This is a genomic window from Caldovatus sediminis, from assembly GCF_014644455.1.
In the GTDB taxonomy this organism is placed as follows: domain Bacteria; phylum Pseudomonadota; class Alphaproteobacteria; order Acetobacterales; family Acetobacteraceae; genus Caldovatus; species Caldovatus sediminis.
Genome location: NZ_BMKS01000001.1, coordinates 208,844 through 225,850, shown reverse-complemented (window position 1 = coordinate 225,850; position 17,007 = coordinate 208,844). Strand labels below are relative to the sequence as shown.

Sequence of the window (17,007 nt, the reverse complement as noted above, 5' to 3'; positions counted from 1 at the left end):
TGCGTTCCGTTCCAGGATCGCGGCATCGCGCGGGTGCCGGCAGCCGCTGCGGCCGCCGGCCCCGCCGCCGCACAGGGCGCCTGGGCCGGGCGGCACTCCGCCGCCCGGCCCGCTCAGTGGAGCAGCGCCGGCTCCATCTCGTGCTGGCGGATCGCGGCGGCGGCAAGGCGAGCGTCGGGCGCCGCGCCGATCGGCGTGCCGTCGGCGGCGTGGATCACCACTCCCGGCGTGCCGTTGACCAGGGCCGGGCGGATGTAGGCGATCTCCCCCGCACCGAACCGAGCCCAGTCATGCGGCGACATCGTTTTCAGGGCGGCGCCCGAAAGGGCGCGCCAGCCCGGGCGATGCTCGGTCTCGGGGGTGTCGGTCTCGTGACTCATCGTCGGTCCTCCTGCCTCGCGCGGCCGTCCGTGCGGCCCGCGGGGGGCTGACGCTCGCGGGAGTCCGGCGCGGCCCTCCCGGATCAGCCCCTGCCAGTCCTTCCTCCTCAGTCCAGGGTCACCCGTTCTCGGCCCGTCCCTCCACGATCGGCTTCTGGCTGGCGCCGTTGCCCCTGGCGGCGATGCGGATGGTCTTCACCCGGCTCTCCGGCTGCGGCCGCCGCAGGTCGATGTGCAGCAGCCCGTTGTCGAGCCAGGCGCCCTCCACCTCGATGCCCTCGGCGAGCACGAAGGCGCGCTGGAACTGCCGCGCGGCGATGCCGCGGTGCAAGAACACGCGCTCCGCCGCCTCCTCCTTCTGCCGGCCGCGGATGACGAGCTGGTTGTCCTCCTGCGTGATCTGCAGGTCGTCCATGCCGAAGCCGGCGACGGCGAGGGTGATGCGCAGCCGGCTCTCGCCCCCGTTCGGGTCGCGCAGCTGCTCGATGTTGTAGGGCGGGTATCCGTCGGCGTTCTTGGCCACCCGGTCGAGCATCTGCTCCAGATGGTCGAAGCCGAGGAACAGCGGCGAGCCGAACAGCGAATGGCGGGTCACGGCGTTCTTGCCCCCTCGTCGCGAGCGAAGCGCGCCTCGCGCGGCATCGGCCGGCGGGCGTCCGGCGGGGCCCGAAGCACCCCGCGCGGTTCCGATGTTGGCCGCCGCCCGCGCCGTTGCAAGGGGGTTCCGCGAGGGCTACATGCGGGGCGCGGGCGCGAGGCCGCCGCCCGTCCACCCATTCGCCATGACGACCGCCGACACCGCCGCTCCCCTGCCGATCCTGCTCGTCCCCGACCCGCGCCTGCGCGCCAGGACGCGCGCGGTGGCGCCGGGCGACGGCGCGGCGGTGCGGGCGCTGGTGCCGCGCATGTTCGCCGCCATGTACGCGGCGCCGGGGATCGGCCTCGCCGCGCCGCAGGTCGGGGTCGGCCTGCGGCTCGCCGTCGTGGATCTCCAGCCGGACGACAAGCCGGCGCCGATCGTGCTGGTCAACCCCGAGATCGTCGCGGTGAGCGAGGAACGGGCGCTGCGCGAGGAGGGCTGCCTCTCCCTTCCCGGCCAGTACGCCGAGGTGGAGCGCCCGGCCCGCGTGAAGGTGCGCTACCAGGACCTCACCGGGGCGCGACAGGAGATCGAGGCCGACGGGCTGCTCGCCGCCTGCCTGCAGCACGAGATCGACCACCTGGACGGCGTGCTGTTCGTGGACCACCTGAGCCCGCTCAAGCGCAACATGATCCTGCGCAAGCTCGCCAAGGAGCTGAAGGCGAAGGCGCGCGGCGCGGCGTAGCGCCGCGGCACGCGGCGACGGCGCGCGGGGTCCGGCGAGGGACGCGGCGATGAGACTGGCCTTCCTGGGCAGCCCCGACTTCGCCGTGCCGGCGCTGCGCGCGCTGGTCGCGGCGGGGCACGAGGTGGCGATGGTGTACGCCCAGCCGCCGCGCCCGGCCGGGCGCGGCCACCGCGCCACGCCCTGCCCGGTGCACCGCGCGGCGCTCGAGCTCGGCCTGCCGGTGCGCACGCCGGCGCGGCTGCGGCGCGACGCGGCGGAGCACGCGGCCTTCGCCGCGCTCGATCTCGACGCCGCCGTGGTCGCCGCCTACGGGCTGATCCTGCCGAAGCCGATGCTGGAGGCGCCGCGGCGCGGCTGCCTCAACATCCACGCCTCGCTGCTGCCGCGCTGGCGCGGCGCGGCTCCGATCCAGGCCGCGATCCTCGCCGGCGACGCGGAGACCGGCGTCACCATCATGCGGATGGACGAGGGGCTCGACACCGGCCCGATGCTGCTGCGCGAGGCGGTGCCGATCGGCCCGCGCACCACCGCCCAGGAGCTGCACGACCGGCTCGCGGAGCTCGGCGCGCGGCTGGTGCTGCGCGCGCTGGCGGAGGACCCGCCCCCGGTGCCGCAGCCCGAGGAGGGCGTGACCTACGCGCCGAAGCTCACCAAGGCGGACGGGCGGCTGGACTGGACGCAGGATGCCGCCGCGCTCGACCGCCGCGTGCGCGCGCTCAACCCCTGGCCCGGCACCTTCTTCGAGCATGCCGGCACGACGATCCGCGTCCTCGCCGCCGAGCCGACCGAGGGCGAGGCCGGCGCGCCGCCCGGCACGGTGCTCGGCGACGGCGCGCCGCTCCGGATCGCCTGCGGCGGCGGCACGGCGCTGCGCCTCACCCGGCTGCAGCGCCCGGGCCGCGCGCCGCTGGCGACGGCGGAGTTCCTGCGCGGCTACCCCCTGCCGCCGGGCACGGCGCTCGGCGCCGCCTGACATGCCCGCCTACGCCCTGCTGCTCGAATACGACGGCGCGCCCTTCGTCGGCTGGCAGCGCCAGGCGAGCGGCCTCTCCGTCCAGGAGGTGATCGAGACCGCGGCGGCGAAGCTCAACAGGGGCACGCCGCCGGTCGCCGTCGCCGCCGGACGCACCGATGCCGGCGTGCACGCCGAGGGCCAGGTGGCGCAGATCGAGATCGCCGCCGACCTGCCGCCGGAGCGCGTGCGCGAGGCGCTCAACTTCCACACCCGCCCCCATCCGGTCGCGGTGCTGCGCGCGGCGCGCGCGCCGGAGGGCTTCTCCGCCCGCTTCTCCGCGACCCTGCGGGGCTACCGCTACCGCATCCTCAACCGGCCGGCGCGGCCGGCGCTCGACCTCGGCCGCGTCTGGCACGTCCAGCAGCCGCTGGACGCGGAGGCGATGCACGCGGCGGCGCAGGCGCTGCTCGGCCGGCACGACTTCTCCGCCTACCGCGCCGCCGCCTGCCAGGCGAAGACGGCGCTGCGCACGCTCGACCGGCTGTCGGTGTCGCGGCTCGGCGAGGAGGTGGTCGTGCAGGCGGAGGCGCGCAGCTTCCTGCACCACCAGGTGCGCAACATGGTCGGCACGCTGGCGCAGGTCGGCCTCGGCAGGCGGCCCGTCTCCTGGCCGCGGGCGGTGCTGGACGGGCGCGACCGCACCCGCGCCGGCCCGACCGCGCCGCCGGAGGGGCTGACCTTCACCTTCGTCCGCTACGCGGAGCCGCTCGACTGGCGCTAGGCGCGCCGCCGCCCGATCCTCGCTTGCCCGGCGGCCGTGCGGGTCCATACTGCGGCCCGAGGTGGCGGGGAGGACGGCAATGGGCGGTGGCGGGAACACGCGCCGGCGGGCGACGGCGCTCGGGCTCGCGGCCGTGCAGGGAGCGGCCTCGGCCTCGAACTGCAGGGCGTGCCGACGGACCGCGCGGCGGCGCGCATCGAGGAGATGCCGCGCCGCGTCAGGCCCGAGGGCTGCCGCCGCCACTTCCCCGCCGAGCTCTCGGGCGGCATGCGCAAGCGTGTCGCGCTCGCCCAGGTGCTCGCCTACGACCCCGGCAGGCTGCTGATGGACGAGCCCTTCGGCGCGCGGCGCATCGGCCTCGTCCCGCCCTATCGGCCCGACGTGACCGCCGCCTCCGCCGCCCACTGGACCGCGCACGGCTTCGAGGTCGCGCGCATCGCCGAGACCGAGGCCGCCGCCGGCGCCTTCCATCGCATCTCCGCGCTCGGCGCCGACGCCGCGCTGGCCGCCCTCGACTCGCTCGACCCGGCCGGGCTCGAGGCGGTGGTGATGCCCGGCACCGGCATGCCGACGCTGCGCGCGATCCTCGCCCGGCCCGCCATCGGCGCGGCGCCGGGCACCTCCAGCATGCTCTCGCTCGCCCGGCGCGTGGCGGAGACGCCGGCGCGCGGCCGCACCGCGGATGCGTCGCCGCCACCCGGCGATTCGCTGCGCCGCTGGATCGCCGGCGAGGGCTGGCGCGACCGCCTCGCCGAGTGCCGTCGCCGCTTCCCCGACACGCCGCCCTGACGCCGGAGACCGCCCGGATCATGCCCGAGACCAACCGCCAGGTCCGCCTGAAGAGCCGCCCCGACGGCATCCCCCAGGCCGCGCATTTCGAGATCGTGGACGAGCCCCTCGCCCCGCTCGCCGAGGGTCGCTTCCGCGTGCGCAACCGCTTCCTCTCCGTGGACCCCGCGATGCGCGGCTGGGTCAGCGCGGAGGCCAACTACTCCCGCCCCGTCGGCATCGGCGAGGTCATGCGCTCCTTCGCCGTCGGCGAGGTCGTCGAGAGCCGCCATCCCGACTACGCCGTCGGCGAGCACGTCATGGGGCTGTTCGGCTGGCAGCACTTCGCCGACTCGGACGGCCGCGACGTCGTGCGCAAGGTGGTCGAGGCCGACCTGCCGCTTTCCGCCGCCCTCGGCGTGCTCGGGCTGAACGGCATCACCGCCTATTGCGGCCTCATCGAGGTCGGCCAACCGAAGCCGGGCGAGACCGTCGTCGTCTCGACCGCCGCCGGCTCGGTCGGCGCGACGGTCGGGCAGATCGCGAAGCTGCTCGGCTGCCGCGCCGTCGGCATCGCCGGCGGGCCGGAGAAGGTGCGGCTCTGCCTCGAGGAGTTCGGCTACGACGCCGCCCTCGACTACAAGGCGGAGCGCGACCTGCGCGGCGCGATCGCCGCCGCCTGCCCGAAGGGCGTGGACGTCTATTTCGACAACACCGCCGGCGCGATCAGCGACGCGGTGCTCGCCAACCTCGCCGAGCGCGCGCGCGTGGTGATCTGCGGCACCGCCTCGGTGGCGAGCTGGAACCCGCCGCCGCTCGGCCCGCGCGTCGAGCGCCAGCTGCTCGTCAAGCGCGCCCGCATGGAGGGCTTCCTGTTCTTCGACCATGCCGCGCGGTTCGAGGCCGCCGTCGCCCAGCTCGCCGACTGGCTGCGCGCCGGCAGGCTGCGCCACCGCGAGGAGATCCTCGACGGCATCGAGCAGGCGCCGGGCGCGATCGCCGGGCTCTACCGGGGCGAGAACCTCGGCAAGCGTCTGATCCGCCTGGCCTGACGCGCGGCCGGCGCTACCGGTCCCCGCCGTCATCGGCCGGACGCGGCACCTCGATCGGCCGGACCTCGACCGGCGCGGTGCCGGAGTGGCGCATGCCGAGCTGCTCGGCCGCCGCCGGCGAGACGTCGATGATCCGCCCGCGCACGCAGGGGCCGCAGTCCTCGACGGTGACCTCGGCGGAACGCCCGTTGGCGAGGTTGGTCACGCGCGCCCTCGTTCCGAGCGGCAGGCTCCGGTGCGCCGCGGATTCCGACGCCGGATCGAAGGGCTCGCCGTTCGCCATCGGCCGGCCCTCGAAGCGGGGATGGTAGTAGGAGGCCTCGTCGCGCTGCGGCCCCGCCTCGCCGCGCGCCACCGCCCCGGCGGCCGGGCCGAACAGCAGCGGCGCCGCGATCGCGGCGGCCAGCGCCAGGCGCCTGTCTTCCACATCATTGGCATCGTTCCCGCCCGCGCGGTCCCGGGGCGGCAAGACGCGCGCGGCCGCGCCGGGTTCCCGCGCGAGAGGCCGTCGCGCGGCGCGACGATTCCGCGAAGGCGCCGTTCCGCTATTTCACCAGCGCGACGCGCAGCGAGTTGGTGGTGCCCGGCGTGCCGAAGGGCACGCCCGCCGTCACCACGATCTCGTCGCCATGCGTGGCGAATCCCTCCTGCTGCGCGGCGCGCACCGCGCGCGTCACCATCTCGCTCATGGAGTGGATCTCGCTCACCACCAGCGGATGCACGCCCCAGATCACCGCCATGCGCCGCGCCGTCCCCTCGCTCGAGGTCAGGCCGAGGATCGGGCAGTCCGGCCGCTCCCGCGCCACGCGCAGCGTGGTCGAGCCGGTCGAGGAGAAGGTCGCGATCACCTGCCCGCCGATGGTGTGCGCCACCTGGCGCGCCGCCGTGGCGATCGCGCCGGCGGAGCTCCGCTCCGGCTCGGGCCGGTTCGCGTCCGTCAGCATGCGCCAGCCCGGATCGGCCTCCACCCGCGCGACGATGCGGTCCATCATGTTCACCGCCTCGAACGGGAATTGCCCCGCGGCCGTCTCGGCGGAGAGCATCACCGCGTCCGCCCCGTCGAACACCGCGGTCGCGACGTCGGAGGCCTCGGCCCGCGTCGGCGCCGGCGCGCTGATCATGCTCTCCAGCATCTGGGTCGCGACCACGACCGGCCTGCCGGCGGCGCGCGCCGCGCGCACGATGCGCTTCTGCACCAGCGGCACCTCCTCCGGCGGCAGTTCCACGCCGAGGTCGCCGCGCGCGACCATGACGCAGTCCGTCAGCGCCAGGATCGCGTCGAGGTTCTCGACCGCCTGCGGCTTCTCCATCTTCACCATGATCCAGGCGCGGCCGTCGGCGATCGCCTTCGCCTCCGCCACGTCCTCCGGCCGCTGGACGAAGGAGAGGCCGACATACTCGATGCCCTCGTCGAGCGCGAAGGCGAGGTCGGCGCGGTCCTTCTCGGTCAGCGCCGGGATCGGCAGCACCACGTCCGGCACGTTCACGCCCTTGCGGTCGGAGAGCGGGCCGCCGACCACCACCTCCGTCTCCAGGTGGTCGGGCCGCCGGTGCACGACGCGCAGGCGCAGCTTGCCGTCGTCGAGCAGCAGCGTGGTGCCGATCTGCGCCGCCTCGATGATCTCCGGATGCGGCAGCTGCACCCGACGCGCGTCGCCCGGCGTCGGGTTCAGGTCGAGGCGGAAGCTCTGGCCGGTCTGCAGGTGCACCCGCCCGCCGGCGAACCGGCCGACGCGCAGCTTCGGCCCCTGCACGTCGGCGAGGATGCCGATCGGCCGCCCCACCTTGCGCTCGACCGCGCGGATCATGGCGATGCGCCCCGCGTGGTCCTCCTGCGTGCCGTGGCTGAAGTTCAGCCGGAACACGTCGGCGCCGGCGCGGAACAGCCGCTCGATCGCCTCCGGCGTCGAGGAGGCGGGGCCGAGGGTGGCGACGATCTTGGTGCGGCGGCGGCGGCGCAGCGGGATGCGGCTCGGCGACATGCGGTTCCCGTGTTCAGGCGACGAGCAGGGCGCGGAAGTCGTTGACGTTGGTGAGCGTCGGGCCGGTCACCACCGCGTCGCCGAGGGCGGCGAAGAGTCCGCCGCTGTCGTGCGCGTCGAGCGCCGCGCGCGGATCCCGCCCGGCGGCGCGGGCGCGCGCCAGGGTGTCGGGCGCGGCGATCGCGCCGGCCGCCTCCCCCTCGCCGTCGATGCCGTCGGTGTCGGCCATCAGGCCCCAGACGCCCGGCATCCCCGCCAGCGCCAGCGCCGCGCCGAGCAGGCACTCCGAGTTGCGCCCGCCGCGCCCGGGCCGCACGCCGCCGCGGATCGTCACCGTCGTCTCGCCGCCCGAGAGCAGCACGGCGGGCGGCGCGAGGGGCAGCCCATGCGCGCGCACGCTGCGCGCGATGCCGGCCAGCACCGTGCCGACCTCCCGCGCCTCGCCCTCCAGCGCGTCGCCCAGGACCAGCGGCGCGAGGCCGAGCCCGCGCGCCGCCTCGGCGGCGGCGGCGAGCGCCATGCACGGCGTCGCGACGAGGCGGAACTCGGCGCGCGCGAGGCGGGGGTCGCCCGGCTTCGGGGTCTCGTCCGCCGCCGCGGCCAGGTGCCGCGCCACCGCCTCCGGCAGCGCGATGCCGTAGCGCGCGACGATCGCCCGCGCCTCGGCGAAGGTGGTCGGGTCCGGCACGGTGGGGCCGGAGGCGATCACCGCCGGGTCGTCCCCCGGCACGTCGGAGATGGCGAGCGTCACGACCCGCGCCGGATGCGCCGCCGCGGCGAGCCGCCCGCCCTTGACCGCCGAGAGGTGCCGCCGGACGCAGTTCATCTCGTGGATGGTGGCGCCGCAGGCGAGCAGCGCGCGGTTCACCGCCTGCTTGTCGGCGAGCGTCAGCCCCGGCGCCGGCAGGGCGAGCAGCGCCGAGCCGCCGCCGGAGACGAGGAAGAGCACCAGGTCCTCGGGCGACAGCCCCCGCACCCGCTCGAGGATGCGCCGTGCCGCTGCCTCTCCGGCCGCGTCGGGAACGGGATGCGCGGCCTCCACGACCTCGATGCGCCGGGTGGGCACGGCGTGGCCGTAGCGCGTCACCACCAGGCCGGAGAGCGGCACCTCCGGCCAGGCCGCCTCGACCGCGTGCGCCATCACCGCCGCCGACTTGCCCGCGCCGATGACCAGCACGCGCCCCTTCGCCGGCGGCTCCGGCAGGTGGCGGGCCAGCACCGCGCGCGGGTCGGCGGCCCTGACCGCCGCCTCGAACATCCGCCGCAGCGCGTCGCGCGCCGCCGCATCGCTCCACGCCATGCGCCTCTCGTCCCCTCCTCCGGCCGGGCGGAGTATGGCCAAGCCCGCCCCGATGGACCATCTATGACGGGACCCGTCGCCGAGGAGGACCCGCCCATGCCTGTCCCCGAGATGGACGCCGCCACCCGCACCGAGCTCGAGGCCGCCGCCTTCCGCCGCCTGGTCGAGCACCTGCGCGAGCGGACCGACGTGCAGAACATAGACCTGATGAACCTCGCCGGCTTCTGCCGCAACTGCCTCAGCCGCTGGTACCGCGAGGCCGCCGAGCAGAAGGGCATCGCGCTCGCCGACCCCGACGCGCGCGAGATCATCTACGGCATGCCCTACAAGGAGTGGCAGGCGAAGTACCAGAAGGAGGCGACGCCGGAGCAGAAGGCGAAGTTCGCGCAGTCGCACCCGGGGCATTGAGGCGGTGGCGAAGCGCGGCTACACCCGCCCCCTTCGCGGCAACGCCGGAGGGACGCGGATGGCCGAGGTGGCCGAGAAGGAGCAGCACGGGCCGGACAGCGAGGTCGGCGGCATCGCCGCCGACCGGCTGCGCTCGATCGTCGAGCGCATCGAGCGGCTGGAGGAGGAGCGCAAGGCCCTCGCCTCCGACATCAAGGACATCTTCGCCGAGGCCAAGAGCGCCGGCTTCGACGTGAAGGTGCTGCGCCAGGTGCTGCGGCTGCGCAAGCAGGAGCCCGCCGAGGTCGAGGAGCAGGAGACGCTGCTCGACCTCTACAAGCGCGCGCTGGGGATGTAGCGCCGGGGCCGGCTGGCCTCGCCACTCCGCGCGCCGCCTACCCCTTCTCCCGCATCAGCCGCGCCTTGTCGCGCTGCCACTCGCGCGCCGCGATCGCCGCGCGCTTGTCGTGCTTCCTCTTCCCCTCCGCGAGGCCGAGCAGCACCTTCGCCCGGCCGCGCTCGTTGAAGTGGATCTGCAGCGGCACCAGCGTCGCGCCCTCGCGCGTCACGGCCCCCGCCAGGGCGCGCACCTGCTTCTTGTGCAGCAGCAGCTTGCGCGGCCGGCGCGGCTCGAACTTGGCCATGAAGCTGCCGGCCTGCCATTCGGGGATGTAGGCGTTGAACAGCCACAGCTCGCCGTCCCGCTCGCCCGCCCAGGACTCGGAAATCGTCGCGCGCCCGGCCCGCAGGCTCTTCACCTCCGGCCCGAGCAGCGCGAGGCCGGCCTCGATCGTCTCCTTGATCGTGTAGTCGTGCCGCGCCTTGCGGTTCTGCGCGACGACGCCGTGGCTGATCAGCCCCTTCCTCTTCGCCGGTGCCTCGGCCATCAATTGAGCAGGCCGACGGACACCATCGCCTCGCGCACCCGCGCCTTGCTCTGCTCGGCGAGCGGCGCCAGCGGCAGGCGGCAGAACTCCGTGCTCTTGCCGAGGAGCGAGGCGGCGTACTTCACCGGCCCCGGCGAGGTCTCGCAGAACAGGGCGTCGTGCAGCGGCAGCAGGCGGTCCTGGATGGCGATCGCCTCCGCCACCCGCCCCTCGCGCCAGGCCTTGTGCATCTCGAAGCAGAGCCGCGGCGCGATGTTGGCGGTGACGCTGATGCAGCCGTGCCCGCCGGCGCCGAGGAAGGCGACCGCCGTGTGGTCCTCGCCCGAGAGCTGGCAGAACGCCTCGCCGCAGGCCCGCCGCGTGTGCAGGGGACGGGCGAGGTTCGCCGTCGCGTCCTTGACCCCGACGATGTTCGGGTGCTTCGCGAGCCGCGCCATGGTCTCGACGCTCATGTCGATCACGCTGCGCGGCGGGATGTTGTAGATGACGATCGGCAGGTCCGCGGCGTCGGCGATCGCCTTGAAGTGCAGGTAGAGCCCCTCCTGCGTCGGCTTGTTGTAGTAGGGGGTCACGACCAGCGCCGCGTCCGCTCCTGCCTCCTTCGCGTGCCGCGTCAGCTCGATCGCCTCGCGCGTGCTGTTGGAGCCGGTGCCGGCGATCACCGGGACGCGCCGCCGCGCCGCCTCGACGCAGAGCTCGACCACCCGCATGTGCTCGGCATGGCTGAGCGTCGGGCTCTCGCCGGTGGTGCCGACCGGGATCAGCCCCTCGGTGCCCTCGGCGATCTGCCACTCGACCAGGTCCTGGAACGCCTTCTCGTCCACCGTCCCGTCGCTGCGCATCGGGGTGATCAGGGCCACCAGCGATCCCTTGAACATGGTCGGCGCTCCTCCGGTCCGGCGAGAGAGGAAGCTAGTCACCGGGCGCACGGGGGACAAGGGCGCGGCGTTTGGCCTACAGTCCCCGCATGCAGCGACGCCGCCGATTCCGTCCCGTCCTCGCCGCCCTCGCCGCGCTTCTGCTCGTCGCCCCGGCCACCGAAGCCCCGGCCCAGCCCTGGGCGTCGGAGGCGGCGCGCGGCGCCGGCCGCCTGGCCCTCGCCGCCGCCGCCGCCCAGCGATGGTCCGAGGCGGACGGCCTCGCCGCCGAGGCCGATCCGCTGGCGCGCAAGATCGTCACCTGGACCCGGCTCCACAGCCGCGGCGCCCCGGCGACCGCGGCCGAGATCGTCGGCTTCGTCGAGGCCAATCCGGACTGGCCCTTCCAGGAAGGCCTCGCCCGCCGCGCCGAGGAGGCGCTGGCGGCCGAGCCGGACGACGCCCTCGCCCTGCGCTGGCTCGCCCTGCGGCCGAGGACGATCCGCACGCTGGAGGCCGCCCAGCGCCTCGCCGATGCCCTCACCCGCGCCGGACGGGCCGAGGAGGCCGCCGCCCTGCTCCGCGCCGCCTGGCTCGAGGCCGCGCCGAACGGCCCCGCGGAGGACGCCTTCCTCGCCCGCAACGCCGGGCTGCTCTCTGCCGAGGACCACGCGCGGCGCTTCCGCCGGCTGCTCTTCTCCCACGACGCCTCCGCCGCCGCGCGCCAGGCGGCCCGGCTCGATGGCGTCCGCCGGGCCGCGGCCCAATCCGCCGTCGCCGCGCTGACCGACCGGCCCGAGGCCGAGGCGCTGGCGCCGGACGTGGCGGTGGGCGGCGATCTCGGCCTGCTCTACGCCCGCGCCCGGTGGCTCCGCCGGCGCGACCGCGACCTCGAGGCCGCTGCCCTCTGGCGGGCCGAGGGGCCGGCCGCGCAGCGCGGCATGGCGGACGGGCCGGCCCGCGCCGTCTGGATCGAGCGGCACATCCTCTCCCGCAAGCTCCTCCGCCTCGGCGAGCCGCGCGCCGCCTACGAGGTCGCCGCCGGCCACGGCCTGACCGAGCCCGGCGAGCCGCGCCAGGAAGCCGAGTTCCTCGCCGGCTTCATCGCCCTGCGCCGGCTCGGGGACCCCGCCCGCGCCGCGCGGCACTTCGCGGCGGTCGCCGAGGACAGCCGCTCGGCCATCACCCGCGCGCGCAGCGCCTACTGGGAGGGCCGCGCCCACGCCGCGCACGGCGACCAGCCCCGCGCGCGCGAGCGCTACGCCGCCGCCGCCGCCTTCCCGACCGCCTATTACGGCCAGCTCGCCGCGCTCGAGCTGGGCGAGGATGCGGCGCGGCTCGCCGCCCGCATCGCCGCCGTCCCGGCGGTGCCCGTCAACGCCGCGCAGGAGCGCGCCTTCGCGGCGAAGGAGCTGGCGCGGGCGGTGGTGACTCTCGCCGATCTCGGCGACTCCCGCCGCGCCCGCGCCTTCATCCTGCGGCTGCGCGAGATCGCGGCGGAACCGGCCGAACAGGTGCTGGCGGCGCGCCTCGCCATCGCCATCGGCCGACCGGACCATGCCGTCTGGGTGGCTCGGCGCGCCGGGGCGGAGGGCATCGTCATGCTGTCCGAGGGCTGGCCGACGCCCTACGCGCCGCCGGTCGCCTCGCCGGAGCCCGCCGTGATCCACGCGATCACGCGCCAGGAGAGCAATTTCGATACCGAGGCGGTCTCCGGCTCCAACGCGCGCGGGCTGATGCAGCTCCTGCCCGGCACCGCGGCGCAGGTCGCGCGCCGCCTCGGCGTGCCGCATGCGCTGCCGATGCTCACCGCCGACCCGGCGCACAACATGCGCCTCGGCGCCGCCTATCTGGACGAGATGCTGGCGCGCTTCGACGGCGCGCTGCCGCTGGCCGCGGCGGCCTACAATGCCGGCCCGCGGCGGGTGGAGGAGTGGCTCGGCACCTACGGCGATCCGCGCGCCGGCGCGATCCCGATGCTCGACTGGATCGAGCTGATCCCCTTCGCCGAGACGCGCAACTACGTCCAGCGGGTGATCGAGAACGTCGTGGTCTACCGCGCCCGCGACCCGGCCGCGGCGGCGCTCGAGCACCCTCTCGCGCGCTGGCTGAGGGACGGATCGTGACCGCGGCGCCCCCGCTGCCGCAGCCGCGCCGCATCCGGTTCTCCGCGCGCGACGGCCTGCCGCTCTGCGCCGCGGAATGGGGCGAGGCCGGGGGCCGCACCCCGCTCTTCTGCCTGCCCGGCATCTGCCGCACCGCGCTCGACTACCAGGCCCTCGCCGCGCGGCACATGGGCGAGCGGCGCGTCGTCGCGCTCGACTACCTCGGCCACGGCGAGAGCGCGCGCCCGGAGGACGCCGCGCGCTACGATCCCGAGGACACGGTGCGCGACGTGCTGGACGCGATGGCCGCGCTGCATGTCCACCGCGCCGTGGTGGTCGGCACCAGCTTCGGCGGGCTGATGGCGATGGCGATCGCGGCGGCGCGCCCGGCCGCGCTCGCCGCCGTCGCGCTGAACGACATCGGGCCGCGGATCGAGACCGAGGGCCGCGAATTCGTGCGCGACTTCGTCGCCCGCGACCCGGCCTTCGCCACCCTCGACGACGCCGCGGAGCACCTGCGGCGCACCCTGCCGCCGCTCGGCATCCGCGATGCCGCGGGCTGGCGGCGCCTCGTCGAGCTGACCTACGCCCGGGGCGAGGACCGGCGCTGGCACCCGCGCTGGGACACCCGGATCGCCGACGCCGTGCTGAGCGTCGAGCCGCCCGAGTTCTGGCCCTATTTCGAGGCGCTCGCCCATGTGCCGCTCCTGCTCGTCTGGGGCCAGGAAAGCCGGATCCTCTCGGCGGGCACGGTGCAGCGGATGCGGCGGATCCGCCCCGACATGGTGCTGATCTCCCTGCCCGGGATCGGCCACCCGCCGCTCCTGAACGACCCCGAGTCGGCGGCGCAGCTCGACGCCTTCCTGCGCGCGATGCCGTGAGCGGCGAGGCGGTCCCCCCGAAGGGGCCGGGCGTCACGCCGGCCTTCGTCGTCGCCACGATGGGAGGCATCGGCCTCGTCCGCGTCTTTCCGGGCACCTGGGGCGCGATGCTGGTGCTCCCCGCGGTGCTGCTGGGACCCCTGGCCTGCCTCGTGCTCGGCCTGCTGGTGGCGGCGATCGGCTGGTGGGCGACGCGCCAGGCGCTGCGGGAGCGGCCGGGCGTGCCCGATCCGAGCTGGATCGTCGTGGACGAGGCGGCCGGCCAGCTCATCGCCCTCGCCGGCCTGCCGCTCGATGCCGGCGCCGCCGGCCTGGTCATGGCCTTCGCCCTGTTCCGCGCCCTCGACATCCTGAAGCCGGGGCCGGTGGGGTGGGCCGACCGCCTGGGGGGGGCGCTCGGCGTGATGCTCGACGACCTCGTCGCCGGCGCGCTCGCCGCGGCGGGGCTGATGCTGTTCCACCACTACTGGCCGGGAGTGCTGAACTGATGGCGCCGCTGCTTCCCGCGACCACGCTCGACGAGGCCCGCGCCCTGCTCGCCGCGATGGCGGCGCGCGGCCTCACTCTCGCCACTGCCGAGAGCTGCACCGGCGGGCTGATCGCCGCGGCGCTGACCGCGATCGCCGGCAGCTCCGCCGTGGTGGTGGGCGGCTTCGTCGCCTACTCGAACGCGATGAAGACCCGCATGGTCGGCGTGCCGGCGGCGCTGCTCGAGAGTGTCGGCGCGGTGAGTGCGGAGGTCGCGCGCGCCATGGCGGAGGGCGCGGTCCGCGAGACCGGCGCCGACCTGGCGCTGAGCTGCACCGGCATCGCCGGTCCCGGCGGGGCGACTCCCGCCAAGCCGGTCGGGCTGGTCTTCGTCGGCGCGGCCCGGCGCGGTGGCGCCGCGACCGAGGTGGAGCGCCACGTCTTCCCCGGCGACCGCGCCGCGGTGCGGGCGGCGACGGTGGACGCGGCCCTGGCCCTGGCGCGCCGCCTGCTGCCCCCGGCCTAGGTGTTTAGTCCCGGCATTTGGTGGTGTGGATTTGCTGTGAAGGGTTTCGGGTCGTCTGCCCATGCCTTGCAGATGAATTCGTAAGGCGTGAGGCCCCGGAGGCGCTTGAGACGTCGGCCGAAATTGTAGGCGGCGACGAAGTCGTCGAGGTGTCGTCGGAGCTGATCGTGGCTTTCGTAGTGGAAGCGCTTGACGGTGGCGTCCTTGATGGTGCGGTTCATCCGCTCGACTTGGCCGTTGGTCCAGGGGTGGTTGATCTTGGTGAAGCGGTGCTCGATCCCGTTTTCGCGGCAGCGCATGGCGAACATGTGGGTCATGTAGCGGGCCGTTGGCCCATTGGCGTAGCGGGGAGCGAAGCGGAACTGGATGCCGTTGTCGGTGAGCACGGTGTGGATCCTGTACGGCACGGCGGCGACGAGGGCTTCGAGGAAGGCGGATGCGGTGACGCGCGTTGCGCTCTCGACCAACTGAGCGAAGGCGAACTTGCTGGTGCGATCGATGGCTACGAAGAGGTAGAGCTTTCCTTCGGCGGTCTGCACCTCGGCGATGTCGATGTGAAAGAAGCCGATTGGATACGCCTTGAACGCCTTCTTGGTGGCTTTGTCGCCCTCGACCTCGGGCAAGCGGGAGATGCCGTGGCGCTGCAGGCAGCGGTGCAGCGAGGATCGGGTCAGTTGCGGGATGGTCGGCTGCAAGGCGTAGAGGCAGTCGTCCAGCGGCAGTAACGTGTGCCGGCGGAAGGCCACAATGATGGCTTCCTGCTCTGCGGACAGGGTGGTTGAGCGCGGCGCCTTCGGGCCGGTGGGCTGGTCGGCCACTGAGGAGCGCTTGCGCCACTTGGCGATGGTCTTCGGGTTGACGCCGAAGCGCCGAGCCAGGTCCCTCAGGCTCGCTTGACTATGCTGGATCGCGCGACGGACCGCCTCTGTCGTGCGGGCGCTCCCGTGGAGAACCTGGCCCATAGCGCGTCCTTCCATGCCTGGGAAAAGACTGCACCATCAAACCCCGGGATCAAACACCTAGGGCCGGTTCCGCTCGGGGGCGCTCGCGGCAACGGTCCTCGCCCGTTGTCCGTCGACGGATCCGCGCGCCCGGCCGTTCCGGGCCGTTCGCGATCCGCTCCGGGCGCCGGCCGTGCGCGGTTGCCGCGCCCGCCGCTTTCCCCTATAGGCCCCGCTCCGCCCCGGCGGCCGGTCGGCATCGGCCGCCCCGAACTCCGCGAGCAGCCTCCGATGAAGCCGAACACGCACCCCGAGTACCACGAGATCACCGTCGTCATGACCGACGGCACCAGCTTCACCACCCGGTCCTGCTACGGCAAGCCGGGCGACACGCTGCGCCTCGACGTGGACCCGAAGTCGCACCCGGCCTGGACCGGCCAGCAGCGCGTGGTGCTCGACACCGGCGGACAGATCGCCAAGTTCAACAAGCGCTTCGCCGGCATCGGCAGCCGCAAGAAGGGCTGAGGCCCGATCTCGCGGATCGTGGCCGGTCCGCGCTCGGGGGCCGGGGCCGGCATCCGGCGGCCCGGCCTCGACGTAGGTCGCGCCCAGCCCCACGGGATCCGGGGTGAGCGGCGCCTCCGTCCGGCCGACTTCCCGTCCGGCCGCGGTCCGTTCCACGCGCCGCCTCTCTTGAACCGGGGGCGGCGCGCGCCAATTCGAGGGCGCCGGCGGCGCCCGATCGGGGCTGCCGGTGCGGACCGGATCGGGTCGCCCGCATGGGGATCCCCGGGGGACGCCGCCCGGCCGGGACGCAGCCGCAACGGACCTTGCTTCTCGGAGGAGGTTCCCGATGAACGCGTTCGACTTCTCTCCCCTGTTCCGCACCGCGATCGGCTTCGACCGGCTCGTCCGCCAGCTCGACATGGCGCGCGTGTCGGAGGCCGCGAACGGCTACCCGCCCTACAACATCGAGAAGACCGGCGAGGACACCTATGTCCTCACCATGGCGGTCGCCGGCTTCGGCCCCGACGACCTCGAGGTGACGGTGCGCGAGAACACGCTCAGCGTCGCCGGCAAGGCGTCCCAGTCCGACGAGGGCCGCAGCTTCCTGCACCGCGGCATCGCCGGCCGCGCCTTCGAGCGCCGCTTCGTCCTCGCCGACCACATCGTCGTGAAGGGCGCCCGGCTCGAGAACGGGCTCCTGCACATCGAGCTCGAGCGCGTCGTGCCCGAGGCGCTGAAGCCGCGCCGCATCGCCATCCAGGCAGGCGCGCCGCAGCAGCGTCCGGCGCTCGCCAACGACCAGCAGGGGGAGCCCGCCAGGGCGGCCTGACCCTCGCACGGCGCCGGAGCGGCCGCATCCGGCGTCACGCGGCGTGGCCGGGGCCGGCGGTTCGACCTGCCGG

The 17,007-nt window shown here is 74.9% G+C and carries 21 protein-coding genes; 13 read left to right on the top strand and 8 right to left on the bottom strand.

Features of this window, described 5'->3' with window-relative positions; genetic code table 11:
- Positions 1-113: 113 nt before the first annotated feature.
- Positions 114-380 carry a DUF1150 domain-containing protein gene (locus IEX99_RS01035; protein WP_229677726.1) on the bottom strand — a complete coding sequence of 89 codons (267 nt, stop codon included), beginning with the start codon at positions 378-380 and terminating at the stop codon, positions 114-116.
- 118 nt (positions 381-498) lie between these two features.
- Complete coding sequence (locus IEX99_RS01030; protein WP_188898242.1) at positions 499-915, bottom strand: Hsp20 family protein; 417 nt, start codon at positions 913-915, stop codon at positions 499-501.
- Between the two features lie 247 nt (positions 916-1,162).
- On the opposite strand from IEX99_RS01030, the gene def reads away from it, so the two are divergent.
- The 5 genes from def (at position 1,163) to IEX99_RS01005 (ending at position 5,264) form a co-directional block, all read left to right on the top strand.
- The gene (gene def / locus IEX99_RS01025) at positions 1,163-1,705 is read left to right on the top strand and encodes a peptide deformylase (protein WP_188897537.1); all 543 of its coding nucleotides are present in this window, start codon (positions 1,163-1,165) and stop codon (positions 1,703-1,705) included.
- A 49-nt stretch (positions 1,706-1,754) separates the two neighbouring features.
- The gene (fmt, locus tag IEX99_RS01020; RefSeq protein ID WP_188897535.1) at positions 1,755-2,681 is read left to right on the top strand and encodes a methionyl-tRNA formyltransferase; all 927 of its coding nucleotides are present in this window, start codon (positions 1,755-1,757) and stop codon (positions 2,679-2,681) included.
- A 1-nt stretch (position 2,682) separates the two neighbouring features.
- Positions 2,683-3,444 (top strand): tRNA pseudouridine(38-40) synthase TruA, encoded by a 762-nt coding sequence (gene truA, locus IEX99_RS01015; RefSeq protein ID WP_188897533.1) that lies wholly within the window; start codon positions 2,683-2,685, stop codon positions 3,442-3,444.
- A 168-nt stretch (positions 3,445-3,612) separates the two neighbouring features.
- A complete protein-coding gene (locus tag IEX99_RS22750) occupies positions 3,613-4,233 on the top strand; it encodes an ATP-binding cassette domain-containing protein (protein ID WP_308421458.1) in 621 nt (206 codons plus the stop codon).
- A gap of 20 nt (positions 4,234-4,253) precedes the next feature.
- The gene (locus tag IEX99_RS01005) at positions 4,254-5,264 is read left to right on the top strand and encodes an NADP-dependent oxidoreductase (RefSeq protein WP_188897531.1); all 1,011 of its coding nucleotides are present in this window, start codon (positions 4,254-4,256) and stop codon (positions 5,262-5,264) included.
- A 13-nt stretch (positions 5,265-5,277) separates the two neighbouring features.
- Here IEX99_RS01005 and IEX99_RS01000 read toward each other — a convergent pair whose 3' ends face one another.
- From IEX99_RS01000 to IEX99_RS00990, 3 genes are all read right to left on the bottom strand, one after another.
- The gene (locus tag IEX99_RS01000; RefSeq protein ID WP_229677725.1) at positions 5,278-5,691 is read right to left on the bottom strand and encodes a septal ring lytic transglycosylase RlpA family protein; all 414 of its coding nucleotides are present in this window, start codon (positions 5,689-5,691) and stop codon (positions 5,278-5,280) included.
- Between the two features lie 118 nt (positions 5,692-5,809).
- On the bottom strand, positions 5,810-7,246 hold the full coding sequence (gene pyk / locus IEX99_RS00995) for a pyruvate kinase (protein ID WP_188897528.1): 1,437 nt from the start codon (positions 7,244-7,246) through the stop codon (positions 5,810-5,812).
- Between the two features lie 13 nt (positions 7,247-7,259).
- Positions 7,260-8,546, bottom strand: a complete 1,287-nt coding sequence (locus IEX99_RS00990) for a glycerate kinase type-2 family protein (RefSeq protein WP_188897526.1) — start codon at positions 8,544-8,546, stop codon at positions 7,260-7,262.
- A 96-nt stretch (positions 8,547-8,642) separates the two neighbouring features.
- Between IEX99_RS00990 and IEX99_RS00985 the strand changes: the two genes are divergently transcribed.
- Both IEX99_RS00985 and IEX99_RS00980 read left to right on the top strand, forming a co-directional pair.
- Positions 8,643-8,954, top strand: coding sequence for a DUF1244 domain-containing protein (locus tag IEX99_RS00985; protein WP_188897524.1), 312 nt, complete (start codon positions 8,643-8,645; stop codon positions 8,952-8,954).
- Positions 8,955-9,012: 58 nt separating this feature from the next.
- On the top strand, positions 9,013-9,291 hold the full coding sequence (locus IEX99_RS00980) for a DUF2312 domain-containing protein (RefSeq protein WP_188897522.1): 279 nt from the start codon (positions 9,013-9,015) through the stop codon (positions 9,289-9,291).
- A 37-nt stretch (positions 9,292-9,328) separates the two neighbouring features.
- On the opposite strand, the gene smpB is transcribed toward IEX99_RS00980, so the two are convergent.
- Both smpB and dapA read right to left on the bottom strand, forming a co-directional pair.
- Positions 9,329-9,820 (bottom strand): SsrA-binding protein SmpB, encoded by a 492-nt coding sequence (gene smpB / locus IEX99_RS00975; RefSeq protein ID WP_188897519.1) that lies wholly within the window; start codon positions 9,818-9,820, stop codon positions 9,329-9,331.
- Entirely contained in the window at positions 9,820-10,698 is an 879-nt protein-coding gene (gene dapA / locus IEX99_RS00970; RefSeq protein WP_188897517.1) for a 4-hydroxy-tetrahydrodipicolinate synthase, read from the bottom strand. Before dapA ends, smpB begins: the two co-directional genes overlap by 1 nt.
- A gap of 89 nt (positions 10,699-10,787) precedes the next feature.
- Here dapA and IEX99_RS00965 point away from each other — a divergent pair, with 89 nt between their 5' ends.
- Genes IEX99_RS00965 through IEX99_RS00950 form a run of 4 tightly spaced genes read left to right on the top strand, consistent with a single transcriptional unit; the run spans position 10,788 to position 14,657 of the window.
- Positions 10,788-12,803 (top strand): lytic transglycosylase domain-containing protein, encoded by a 2,016-nt coding sequence (locus IEX99_RS00965; protein WP_188897515.1) that lies wholly within the window; start codon positions 10,788-10,790, stop codon positions 12,801-12,803.
- Entirely contained in the window at positions 12,800-13,663 is an 864-nt protein-coding gene (locus tag IEX99_RS00960) for an alpha/beta fold hydrolase (protein ID WP_188897513.1), read from the top strand. The genes IEX99_RS00965 and IEX99_RS00960 overlap by 4 nt, the downstream gene beginning before the upstream one ends.
- Positions 13,660-14,151, top strand: a complete 492-nt coding sequence (locus tag IEX99_RS00955) for a phosphatidylglycerophosphatase A family protein (protein WP_229677724.1) — start codon at positions 13,660-13,662, stop codon at positions 14,149-14,151. Before IEX99_RS00960 ends, IEX99_RS00955 begins: the two co-directional genes overlap by 4 nt.
- A complete protein-coding gene (locus IEX99_RS00950) occupies positions 14,151-14,657 on the top strand; it encodes a CinA family protein (RefSeq protein WP_188897511.1) in 507 nt (168 codons plus the stop codon). Before IEX99_RS00955 ends, IEX99_RS00950 begins: the two co-directional genes overlap by 1 nt.
- Here the strand turns inward: IEX99_RS00950 and IEX99_RS00945 are convergent.
- Positions 14,654-15,619 (bottom strand): IS481 family transposase, encoded by a 966-nt coding sequence (locus tag IEX99_RS00945; RefSeq protein WP_188897509.1) that lies wholly within the window; start codon positions 15,617-15,619, stop codon positions 14,654-14,656. The genes IEX99_RS00950 and IEX99_RS00945 overlap by 4 nt on opposite strands.
- Before the next feature lie 270 nt (positions 15,620-15,889).
- Here IEX99_RS00945 and rpmE point away from each other — a divergent pair, with 270 nt between their 5' ends.
- Complete coding sequence (rpmE, locus tag IEX99_RS00940; protein WP_188897507.1) at positions 15,890-16,123, top strand: 50S ribosomal protein L31; 234 nt, start codon at positions 15,890-15,892, stop codon at positions 16,121-16,123.
- A gap of 328 nt (positions 16,124-16,451) precedes the next feature.
- Positions 16,452-16,934, top strand: a complete 483-nt coding sequence (locus tag IEX99_RS00935) for an Hsp20 family protein (protein ID WP_188897505.1) — start codon at positions 16,452-16,454, stop codon at positions 16,932-16,934.
- Positions 16,935-17,007 lie beyond the last annotated feature (73 nt).